The sequence below is a fragment of the Kitasatospora sp. NPDC059747 genome (genome assembly GCF_042732955.1).
Lineage (GTDB): Bacteria > Actinomycetota > Actinomycetes > Streptomycetales > Streptomycetaceae > Kitasatospora.
Genome location: NZ_JBHWGV010000014.1, coordinates 24355 through 35455, shown reverse-complemented (window position 1 = coordinate 35455; position 11101 = coordinate 24355). Strand labels below are relative to the sequence as shown.

The 11101-nt window shown below is 71.5% G+C and carries 10 protein-coding genes; all 10 read left to right on the top strand.

Translation table 11 applies throughout. From position 1 onward, the window contains the following. The first annotated feature begins 153 nt into the window (after positions 1 to 153). The 10 genes from pdxT to ACFV4G_RS08805 all read left to right on the top strand — a co-directional run bounded on the left by pdxT (position 154) and on the right by ACFV4G_RS08805 (position 11018). Complete coding sequence (gene pdxT / locus ACFV4G_RS08850) at positions 154 to 768, top strand: pyridoxal 5'-phosphate synthase glutaminase subunit PdxT (RefSeq protein ID WP_380438013.1); 615 nt, start codon at positions 154 to 156, stop codon at positions 766 to 768. Between the two features lie 99 nt (positions 769 to 867). Next, on the top strand, positions 868 to 1626 hold the full coding sequence (locus ACFV4G_RS08845) for a YebC/PmpR family DNA-binding transcriptional regulator (RefSeq protein WP_196952243.1): 759 nt from the start codon (positions 868 to 870) through the stop codon (positions 1624 to 1626). Positions 1627 to 1766: 140 nt separating this feature from the next. Beyond that, positions 1767 to 2306: a crossover junction endodeoxyribonuclease RuvC gene (gene ruvC / locus ACFV4G_RS08840; protein WP_329925093.1), complete on the top strand. Its 540-nt coding sequence runs from the start codon at positions 1767 to 1769 to the stop codon at positions 2304 to 2306. After that, positions 2303 to 2914 carry a Holliday junction branch migration protein RuvA gene (ruvA, locus tag ACFV4G_RS08835; protein WP_380438011.1) on the top strand — a complete coding sequence of 204 codons (612 nt, stop codon included), beginning with the start codon at positions 2303 to 2305 and terminating at the stop codon, positions 2912 to 2914. Before ruvC ends, ruvA begins: the two co-directional genes overlap by 4 nt. A gap of 47 nt (positions 2915 to 2961) precedes the next feature. Further along, a complete protein-coding gene (ruvB, locus tag ACFV4G_RS08830) occupies positions 2962 to 4041 on the top strand; it encodes a Holliday junction branch migration DNA helicase RuvB (protein ID WP_380438009.1) in 1080 nt (359 codons plus the stop codon). Positions 4042 to 4287: 246 nt separating this feature from the next. Continuing rightward, a complete protein-coding gene (yajC, locus tag ACFV4G_RS08825) occupies positions 4288 to 4695 on the top strand; it encodes a preprotein translocase subunit YajC (protein WP_380438007.1) in 408 nt (135 codons plus the stop codon). A gap of 147 nt (positions 4696 to 4842) precedes the next feature. Further along, positions 4843 to 6720, top strand: a complete 1878-nt coding sequence (secD, locus tag ACFV4G_RS08820; protein ID WP_380438005.1) for a protein translocase subunit SecD — start codon at positions 4843 to 4845, stop codon at positions 6718 to 6720. A 4-nt stretch (positions 6721 to 6724) separates the two neighbouring features. Further along, entirely contained in the window at positions 6725 to 7828 is a 1104-nt protein-coding gene (gene secF, locus ACFV4G_RS08815) for a protein translocase subunit SecF (protein ID WP_380438003.1), read from the top strand. Between the two features lie 25 nt (positions 7829 to 7853). After that, on the top strand, positions 7854 to 8405 hold the full coding sequence (locus tag ACFV4G_RS08810; RefSeq protein WP_380438001.1) for an adenine phosphoribosyltransferase: 552 nt from the start codon (positions 7854 to 7856) through the stop codon (positions 8403 to 8405). A 105-nt stretch (positions 8406 to 8510) separates the two neighbouring features. Next, on the top strand, positions 8511 to 11018 hold the full coding sequence (locus tag ACFV4G_RS08805; protein ID WP_380437999.1) for a RelA/SpoT family protein: 2508 nt from the start codon (positions 8511 to 8513) through the stop codon (positions 11016 to 11018). The last annotated feature ends 83 nt before the right edge of the window (positions 11019 to 11101 follow it).

The window sequence follows — 11101 nt, the reverse complement described above, 5'->3', positions numbered from 1 at the left end:
CACACCCCCCGCCCCCGCGCACGCGTTGATCACCGCGCCGTCTAGGCGAAGCCCGCCCCCCCCCCCCCCCCCCCGGCCCCCCCCCCCCGCGCGGCCCCCCCCCCCCCCCCCGCGCCACGCACTCCCCCAGAAGATCGAACGAGGTTGAAGACCGTGAGCACTCCCGTCATCGGCGTCCTCGCCCTGCAGGGCGACGTCCGTGAGCACCTGGTGGCGCTGGCCGAGGCCGACGCGCTCGCCCGTCCGGTGCGCCGCGCCGAGGAGCTGGCCGAGGTCGACGCGCTGGTCATCCCCGGCGGTGAGTCCACCACCATGTCCAAGCTGGCCCTGCTGTTCGACGTGATGCAGCCGCTGCGCGAGCGGGTCGCCGCCGGGATGCCGGTGTACGGCACCTGCGCGGGCATGATCATGCTGGCGGACAAGATCCTCGACGGCCGTGAGGACCAGGAGACCGTCGGCGGCATCGACATGACCGTGCGGCGCAACGCCTTCGGCCGCCAGAACGAGTCCTTCGAGTCCGGGATCGCCTTCGACGGCCTGGGCGACGCGCCGGTGCACGGCGTGTTCATCCGCGCGCCCTGGGTCGAGGCCGTCGGTGCCGGCGTGCAGGTGCTGGCCGAGCTCCCCGCCGCGGACGGCCCGGAGAGCCGCATCGTCGCGGTGCGCCAGGGGAACCTGCTGGCCACGTCGTTCCACCCGGAGCTCACCGGCGACCACCGGGTGCACGCCTACTTCGTACGGATGGTCGAGGAGCACCTCGCCGCGTAGCCCGCGGGGGCGTGTGCTGACCGTGTGCTCCTCACCGGTGACGACACCGGTAAGATCTCATCTGTTTCATTTCCATTTGGCGACGTAAAGGAGCTGGCGATGTCCGGCCACTCTAAGTGGGCTACCACCAAGCACAAGAAGGCCGTGATCGACGCCAAGCGCGGCAAGCTCTTCGCCAAGATGATCAAGAACATCGAGGTGGCGGCGCGTACCGGCGGTCCCGACCCGCAGGGCAACCCGACCCTCTACGACGCCATCCAGAAGGCGAAGAAGAGCTCGGTCCCGATCGACAACATCAACCGCGCCGTCAAGCGCGGTGGCGGTCTGGAGGCCGGCGGCGCCGACTACCAGACCATCATGTACGAGGGCTACGGCCCGAACGGCGTCGCGGTCCTGATCGAGTGCCTCACCGACAACCGCAACCGCGCCGCCTCCGACGTGCGCGTCGCCATGACCCGCAACGGCGGCTCGATGGCCGACCCGGGCTCGGTGTCCTACCTGTTCACCCGCAAGGGCGTCGTGATCGTGCCCAAGGCCGACGGCGTGGACGAGGACAAGCTCTTCGAGGTCGTCCTCGACCAGGAGCCCGAGGAGATCAACGACCTCGGCGACTCGTTCGAGATCGTCTCCGAGGCCTCCAAGATGGTCGCCGTGCGCACCGCGCTGGTGGACGCCGGCGTCGACTACGACTCGGCCGAGGCCAACTTCCTCCCGAGCATGCAGGTCGAGCTGGACGTCGACGGCGCCCGCAAGATCCTCAAGCTGATCGACGCGCTGGAGGACAGCGACGACGTGCAGAACGTCTTCGCGAACTTCGACATCTCCGACGAGGTCGGTGCGCAGCTCGACGCCGAGTGAGTCACCCGGTGACCGGTCCGGCGTGACCGTTCTCACTTCCCGGCCCGGTGGTCCCTGGACCACCGGGCCGGTGTCGTCGGTCGGGTTGTCCGACCGGGACGGTAGCCTTCGCAGGTCGAGGACGAGAGGCGGGGCGTGACGTGCGGGTACTGGGCGTGGACCCGGGGCTGACCAGGTGCGGTGTCGGCGTGGTCGAGGGCACGCCGGGGCGGCCGCTGCGGATGGTCGGGGTCGGCGTGGTGCGCACGCCCGCGGACGCCGAGATCGGGCCGCGGCTGCTGCTGGTCGAGCAGGGCATCGAGGCGTGGCTCGACGAGCACCGGCCCGACCTGGTCGCCGTCGAGCGGGTCTTCGCCCAGCACAACGTGCGGACGGTGATGGGCACCGCCCAGGCCAGCGCGGTGGCGATGCTGTGCGCCACCCGGCGCGGCATCCCGGTCACCCTGCACACCCCGAGCGAAGTCAAGGCCGCCGTCACCGGCTCGGGCCGGGCCGACAAGGCGCAGGTCACCGCCATGGTGCAGCGTCTGCTGCGGCTGGACGCCCCGCCGAAGCCGGCCGACGCCGCCGACGCGCTGGCGCTGGCCATCTGCCACATCTGGCGCGGCCGGACGACGAACCGGCTGGAGGCCGCGATCCAGGCGGCCCGCGCCACCCCCCAGAGAGGAAGCATCCGGTGATCGCCTTCGTACAAGGACCCGTGGCGGCCATCTCCACCGGGCTCGCGGTCGTCGAGGTCGGCGGGGTCGGCATGGCCGTGCAGTGCACGCCGAACACGCTGGCCGGGCTGCGGCTGGGCGAGCCGGTCCGGCTCGCGACCTCGCTGGTCGTCCGGGAGGACTCGCTGACGCTGTTCGGCTTCGCCGACGACGACGAGCGGGCCGTGTTCGAGATCCTGCAGGCCGCGCCGGGCGTCGGGCCCAAGCTGGCGCAGGCGATCCTCGGCGTGCACAGTCCGGACGCGCTCCGGCTGGCGGTGGCGGGCGGGGACGAGAAGGCGCTGGTGGCGGTGCCCGGCATCGGCAAGGCCAAGGCGGCCAAGCTGCTGCTGGAGTACAAGGACAAGCTGGGCGCTCCGCACGGCAGCGTCCCGGCGCAGAAGCCGCTCGCCGCCGGGCCCGCGCCGTGGAGCGAGCAGCTGCACTCCGCGCTGGTCGGCCTCGGGTACGCGCCGCGGGAGGCGGACGAGGCGGTCGCCGCCGTCGCCCCGGAGGCGGAGGTGCAGGCCGTCACCGACGTCGGCGCCCTGCTGAAGGCCGCGCTGCGCACCCTGAACCGGGCCCGCTGAAACCCACCTGACGATCTGTCCGTTTGTCGACATTGGAGCCCCCGCTGATGACCCCGTACGACTCCGACCCGGCGGCCGACCGGCTGGTCACGGCCGCCGCCGACGGCGAGGACCAGGCGGTCGAGGCGGCGCTGCGGCCCAAGCTGCTGGAGGAGTTCATCGGCCAGGAGCGGGTGCGCGAGCAGCTGTCGCTGGTGCTCCAGGCCGCCCGCAAGCGCGGCGCCGCGCCGGACCACGTCCTGCTGAGCGGCCCGCCCGGGCTCGGCAAGACGACCCTGTCGATGATCATCGCGGCCGAGCTGGGCGCGCCGATCCGGATCACCTCCGGGCCGGCCATCCAGCACGCGGGCGACCTCGCGGCGATCCTCTCCTCGCTCACCGAGGGGGAGGTGCTCTTCCTCGACGAGATCCACCGGATGTCCCGCCCGGCCGAGGAGATGCTCTACATGGCGATGGAGGACTTCCGGGTCGACGTGATCGTCGGCAAGGGCCCGGGGGCCACCGCCATCCCGCTGGAGCTGCCGCCCTTCACCCTGGTCGGCGCCACCACCCGGGCCGGCCTGCTGCCGCCGCCGCTGCGGGACCGCTTCGGCTTCACCGGGCACATGGAGTTCTACGCGCCGGCCGAGCTCAAGCGGGTGGTGCACCGCTCGGCCGCGCTACTGGACGTGGAGATCGACCCGGCCGGCGCGGCCGAGATCGCCGGGCGCTCGCGCGGCACCCCGCGCATCGCCAACCGGCTGCTGCGCCGGGTGCGCGACTACGCCCAGGTCCGGCACGACGGCGTGGTCAACGCCGGGATCGCGGCCCAGGCGCTGGACGTCTACGAGGTCGACGCCCGCGGCCTGGACCGGCTGGACCGCGCGGTGCTGGACGCGCTGCTGCGGCTGTTCGGCGGCGGACCGGTCGGTTTGTCGACACTGGCGGTCGCGGTCGGCGAGGAGGCCGAGACGGTCGAGGAGGTCGCCGAGCCGTTCCTGGTGCGCGAGGGCCTGCTCGCCCGCACCCCGCGCGGCCGGATCGCCACCGCCGCCGCCTGGCAGCACCTCGGGATGACCCCTCCGGTCCAGACCACTCGGGGTGCCGTCCCGGCCCAGACCGAACTCTTCCCGCCGGACGAGGGCTGAACGGGTGATGAGCGGTCCCCGGTTCCCGCAGGGCCCCGGTACCGGGCCGGGCGGAGATGCCGGGGGAGAAGTCCGGGGAAACTGTGCAGGCGGAGGGTCGCCACTTTCGGCGACAGGATGCGATGCTTGGCGTTGTCCGATCAGTTCGGGGTCGCCTAGACTCCGCCGGACCGCCCCTCTCACCTGACGGGCCGACCAATACCACACAGGCCGCCGACCGGCGACCCGTAAAGGACCCTGGCTGCAGTGAACTTCATCATCCTTCTCCTCCCGATCATCGCGATCGTGCTCATGTTCCGGTCGCAGAAGAAGCGCCAGCAGCAGATGCAGAGCATGCAGACCTCGCTGGAGCCCGGAGCGGGAGTGCGCACCATCGGCGGTCTGTACGCCCAGGTGAAGGCGGTCCACGACGAGACCGTCGAGCTGGAGATCGCGCCCGGCGTGTTCGCCCACTTCACCAAGAGCGCGGTCGCGGCCGTCCTGGACGCCCAGGAGTACGACGCGATCATCAACGGCCGCCCCGCCGAGGACGAGCTGTCCGAGCCGGAGGACGCGGACGCCGACGCCGCGCTGGTCGAGGACAAGCCGCTGACGCTCACCAAGGACAGCGCCGAGAAGGGCGATGTCGAGGGCGGGGCTCCCGCGAGCAAGTAGTACGGACGGGCAACCCGCCCGGCCGCGCGGCGCAGTGCCGCGAGCCCACAGGACCTCAGGGCCGCAGATCCGCCATGCCCCCGTTCCGCCACGAGCCGGACGGGGGTCCGGTCGGCGAAGTGGCATGGACAGGGAGAAACGAGCAAGGTGGCAACACCCAAGTCGCGCCCGCGCGACGGCTACCCAGGGCGGGCGCTGGCCCTCATCCTGGTCGTCACCGTCGGACTGGTCGCCCTCATGTTCGGGACGGGCAACACCAAGCCCCGCCTCGGGATCGACCTCGCCGGCGGTACCAGCATCACGCTGACCGCGAGGTCGACCGACCCCAAGGCGATCAACAAGTCCAACATGGACATCGCCACCGGGATCATCGAGCGCCGGGTCAACGGGATGGGTGTCTCCGAGGCGGAGGTCCAGACCCAGGGCTCGGACACGATCATCGTGAACATCCCCAAGGGCGGGGACAAGGAGAACGCGGCCGACAAGGTCGGTACCACCGCGAAGCTCTTCTTCCGCCCGGTCCTGGCCGTGGCGCCCAGCGGTCTCCAGATCCCGGCGCCCACCGCCACCCCGTCCGCCGGCGCCTCCGGCACCCCGGCCGCGGCCCCCTCGGCCACCGGTTCGGCCGCTCCCAGCGCCGCTGCCTCCGGCACGCCGTCCGCGGCCGCCGCCGGCACCCCCGGCGCGAGCGCGAGCGCCACCAAGCAGGGCCGCTCGGTCGGTGAGGCCCTCGCGGCCGACGCGAGCCCCTCCACCGCCGCCACCGGCGTGACCGCCGCCGCCAGTGGTGCCGCGAGCGCCCCGGCCTCCGGCGCGCCCTCCGCGGCCGCCTCCGGCGCCCCGAGCGCCCCCGCCACGGCCCCCAACCCGGCCGACCTCGCCGCCGGGCTGACCACGGGCACCGTGCCGCCGGAGCTCCAGGCCGCGTTCGCCACCCTCGACTGCACCAAGCCCGACCAGCGCCAGCAGCTGGGCGTGGCGCAGCCCGAGGACAAGGCCGTCGTCGCCTGCTCCCAGAAGCCCGAGAAGGGCGGCGCCTACTCCAAGCTCGTCCTCGGCCCGGTGGCCGTGAAGGGCTCGGACGTCTCCAAGGCCCAGCCCAGCCTGGACACCCAGCAGGGCAACGGCTGGCAGGTGCAGCTCCAGTTCAACGGCAAGGGCACCGACGACTTCGCCGCCATCACCGGCAAGCTGGCCGCGCTGCCGGACCCGAGCAACCAGTTCGCCATCGTGCTGGACAACGAGGTCGTCTCCCACCCGTTCGTGCGCGGTGCCATCCCCGGCGGCACGGCCGTCATCTCCGGCACCTTCAGCCAGGCCGAGGCGCAGGACCTGTCCAACGTCCTCAGCTACGGCGCCCTGCCGCTGGAGTTCAACCAGGGTGACGTCACCACCGTGTCCCCGCAGCTCGGCTCCGACCAGCTCAAGGCCGGTCTGATCGCCGGCGCGATCGGCATGCTGCTGGTGGTCGCCTACTCGGTGCTCTACTACCGCGGCCTCGGCCTGGTCTCGATCGCCGGTCTGATCGTCTCGGCGATCCTGACCTACTCGATCATGAGCCTGCTCGGCGGCGGGATCGGCTTCGCGCTGAACCTGCCGGCGGTCTGCGGTGCGATCGTCGCGATCGGCATCACCGCCGACTCGTTCATCGTGTACTTCGAGCGCATCCGCGACGAGGTCCGCGAGGGCGCCCCGCTGCGCCCGGCGGTCCAGCGGGCCTGGCCGCGCGCCCGGCGCACCATCCTGGTGTCGGACTTCGTGTCGTTCCTCTGCGCCGCGGTGCTCTACATCGTCTCCGTCGGCAAGGTGCAGGGCTTCGCCTTCACCCTGGGTCTGACCACCGCGCTCGACGTCGTCGTGATCTTCCTCTTCACCAAGCCGATGATCACCCTGCTGGCCCGCCGGAAGTTCTTCTCCGACGGCCACCCGTGGTCCGGCCTGGACCCGAAGCGGCTGGGCGCCCGCCCGCCGCTGCGCAGCAGCCGTCGCCGTAGCCCCTCCTCTGCCGCCGTGAAGGAGGCCTGACACCGTGTCACGCTTCTCCAATCTGGGACACCGGCTCTACCAGGGCGAGATCAGCTTCGATTTCGTCGGCCGCCGCAAGGTCTGGTACTCGATCTCCGGCGTGATCGTGCTGGTCGCGGCGATCGGCCTGGCCATGGGCCTGCACCTGGGCATCGAGTTCAAGGGCGGCTCGGTCTACACCGTGACCAAGCCGGGCCTGAGCGTCTCGCAGGCGCAGACCACGGCCGACGAGGTCGTGTCCTCGCACCCGCTGGTGCAGTCCACGGACAACAACAAGATCCGCATCCAGGTCAGCACCGACGAGGCGAAGAGCTCGGACGAGATCCGCTCGCAGCTCGCCCAGAAGTTCTCCGTGCCGCTGGACACCGTCGAGGCCCAGGTGATCGGCCCCAGCTGGGGCAAGCAGATCTCCCAGAAGGCGCTCACCGGTCTGATCGTCTTCATGATCCTGGTGACGATCTACCTGGCGATCGCGTTCGAGTGGCGGATGGCGGTGGCCGCCCTGGTCGCCCTCATCCATGACCTCCTGATCACCATCGGCGTGTACGCCCTGGTGGGCTTCGAGGTCACCCCCGGTACGGTGATCGGCTTCCTGACGATCCTCGGGTACTCGCTCTACGACACGGTCGTCGTCTTCGACACCGTGAAGGAGAACACCAAGGGGCTCACCAAGCAGAACAAGCTCACCTACAGCGAGGCGGCCAACGCGGGCCTCAACCAGACCCTGGTGCGTTCGCTCAACACCACCGTGGTCGCCCTGCTGCCGGTCGCCGCGCTGCTGTTCATCGGTGGCGGCATCCTGGGTGCCGGCACGCTGAACGACATCTCGCTCGCGCTGTTCATCGGCCTCGCGGCCGGTGCGTACTCCTCGATCTGCGTCGCCACCCCGCTGCTGGCGCAGCTCAAGGAGGAGCAGCCGCAGATGAAGGCGCTGCGCAAGCGGGTCCTGCAGCACCGCGCCAGCCAGGCGGCCAAGGCCGAGGCGGCCGGGGGCGTCGAGGACGCGCAGGGCGAGGAGCCCGCGGACGAGCCGGCCGGTATGGTCGGTCAGCGCGGCCGGTCGGCCGGCACCTCGCGTGCCAAGGGCCGTCCGTCCACCAAGCGCTGAGCCCCGACCCGAAGGACAGGACACCGTGACCACCGCCGACACCGCACTGGCCGAGCTGCTGAACAGCCGGATCCGGGACGTCCCGGACTACCCGAAGCCGGGTGTGCTGTTCAAGGACATCGCGCCGCTGCTCGCCGACGCCGAGGCCTTCGGCGCCCTCACCCGCGCGCTCGCGGAGCGGGCGCAGGAACTCGGGGCGACGAAGGTGGTCGGCCTGGAGGCGCGCGGCTTCGTGCTGGCGGCTCCGGCGGCCTTCGCGGCCGGGCTGGGCTTCGTGCCGATCCGCAAGGCCGGCAAGCTGCCCGGCGAGGTGTTCCGGCGCTCGTACGAGCTGGAGTACGGCTCGGCGACGCTGGAGGTGCAGTGCGACGCCTTCGCGCCCGGTGAGCGGGTGCTGGTGGTGGACGACGTGCTGGCCACCGGTGGGACCATCGGCGCCTCGCTGGACCTGGTGAAGGAGGCGGGCGCCGAGCTGGCGGGCGTCGTCGTGCTGATGGAGCTGGGTTTCCTGGACGGCCGCGAGCGGCTGGCCGGGCACCTCGGCGGGGCTCCGCTGGAGACCCTGGTCACGGTCTGAGGGGCCTGCGGGACCTGAGTGACAGGCGGCGGTCGGATCATCCGACCGCCGCCTTCGCGTGTCCCCACCCGGGCGGCTGAACACCCGAGCGCCCGGCTCGGTACCATGAAGATTCATCCCCTCCCGGTTGTGCGCTGGTGGCGCGGCCCGCGAGGGGCCGGCCCGGTGCCCCGAGGAGTGTCCTTGCCCGACGAGGTTGTGCCCACGGCCGCAGCGGCCGCCCCCGAAGACCGTCCCACGCCCTCGGGGGCCACCCCGGCACGCCCGGCGCCGACCTCCTCGCGTTCGTTCCCGCCCACCGGACGGGGCTCCACCACCGGCGGCATGCGCGCCCGCCTGGCCCGCCTCGGCGGCCAGCGCTCCAGCGTGCTCAACCCCGTCCTGGAGCCGCTGTTCCGCTCGATCCGGGCGAACGACCCGAAGGCCGACCCGGTGCTGCTGCGCGACATCGAGCGCGCCTACGCGGTGGCCGAGAAGTGGCACCGCGGCCAGAAGCGCAAGAGCGGCGACCCGTACATCACCCACCCGCTGGCCGTCGCGACCATCCTGGCCGAGCTCGGCATGGACGCCCCGACCCTGATGGCCGGGCTGCTGCACGACACCGTCGAGGACACCGACTACGGCCTGGAGACCCTGCGCAAGGACTTCGGCGACTCGGTGGCCCTGCTGGTCGACGGCGTCACCAAGCTCGACCGGGTCAAGTTCGGCGAGGCCGCGCAGGCCGAGACCGTCCGCAAGATGGTCGTCGCGATGGCCAAGGACCCGCGTGTCCTGGTGATCAAGCTGGCCGACCGCCTGCACAACATGCGCACGATGCGCTACCTCAAGCGGGAGAAGCAGGAGAAGAAGGCCCGCGAGACGCTGGAGATCTACGCCCCGCTGGCGCACCGGCTGGGCATGAACACCATCAAGTGGGAGCTGGAGGACCTCGCCTTCGCGATCCTCTACCCCAAGATGTACGACGAGATCGTCCGGCTGGTCGCCGAGCGCGCCCCCAAGCGGGACGAGTACCTGGCGACCGTCATCGACCAGGTCCAGGGCGACCTGCGCGGCGCCCGGATCACCGCCTCCGTCACCGGACGGCCGAAGCACTACTACTCGGTCTACCAGAAGATGATCGTCCGGGGCCGGGACTTCGCCGAGATCTACGACCTGGTGGGCATCAGGGTCCTGGTCGACACCGTCCGCGACTGCTACGCGGCGCTGGGCACCATCCACGCGCGGTGGAACCCGGTGCCGGGGCGGTTCAAGGACTACATCGCGATGCCCAAGTTCAACATGTACCAGTCGCTGCACACGACGGTGATCGGGCCCGGCGGCAAGCCCGTCGAGCTCCAGATCCGCACCTTCGACATGCACCGGCGGGCCGAGTACGGCATCGCCGCGCACTGGAAGTACAAGCAGCGCGCGGTGGCCGGCGCCTCCAAGGTCCGCACCGACACGCCGACCCAGGTCCGCAAGGACGACAAGGCCGGCGCCGTCAACGAGATGGCCTGGCTGCGGCAGCTGCTGGACTGGCAGAAGGAGACCGCCGACCCGGGCGAGTTCCTGGAGTCGCTGCGCTTCGACCTGGCCAGCAACGAGGTCTTCGTCTTCACCCCCAAGGGCGACGTGATAGCCCTGCCGGCCGGTGCGACCCCGGTCGACTTCGCCTTCGCGGTGCACACCGAGGTCGGTTACCGGACCATCGGCGCCCGGGTGAACGGCCGGCTGGTGCCGCTGGAGTCGACCCTGGAGAACGGCGACGCCGTCGAGGTGTTCACCTCGAAGGCGGAGAACGCCGGCCCCTCGCGGGACTGGCTGGGCTTCGTCAAGTCGCCGCGCGCCCGCAACAAGATCCGCGCCTGGTTCTCCAAGGAGCGCCGCGAGGAGGCGATCGAGCACGGCAAGGAGGCGATCGTCCGGGCGATGCGCAAGCAGGGCCTGCCGATCCAGCGGATCCTGACCGGCGACTCGCTGGTCACGCTGGCCCACGAGATGCGCTACCCCGACATCTCCTCGCTCTACGCCGCGATCGGCGAGGGGCACGTCGCCGCGCAGAACATCGTCCAGAAGCTGGTCCAGGCGCTCGGCGGCGAGGAGGGTGCCACCGAGGACCTGGCCGAGACCGCGACCCCGACGCACGACCGGCGGGCCGTGCGCCGCCGGGCCAAGGGCGACCCGGGCGTGATCGTCAAGGGCGTCGAGGACGTCTGGGTCAAGCTGTCCCGCTGCTGCACCCCGGTGCCGGGCGACCCGATCGTCGGCTTCGTGACCCGCGGCAACGGCGTCTCGGTGCACCGCGCCGACTGCGTCAACGTCGAGGCGCTGAGCCAGCAGCCCGAGCGGATGATCGACGTCGAGTGGGCCGCCACCCAGTCCTCGGTCTTCCTGGTCGCGATCCAGGTCGAGGCGCTGGACCGCTCGCGCCTGCTCTCGGACGTCACCCGGGTGCTCTCGGACCAGCACGTCAACATCCTGTCGGCGGCGGTGCAGACCTCGCGCGACCGGGTCGCGATGAGCCGCTTCACCTTCGAGATGGGCGACCCGAAGCACCTCGGCCACGTGCTCAAGGCCGTCCGCGGCGTCGAGGGCGTCTACGACGTCTACCGCGTCACCTCGGCCCGCAAGTGACGTAGGCGTCGCCAGAGCCACCGGAAGCGCGGGCGTAGCGGGGGAGTAGGTATGACCCCCGGGGGCTGGGTTGTGACAACTCA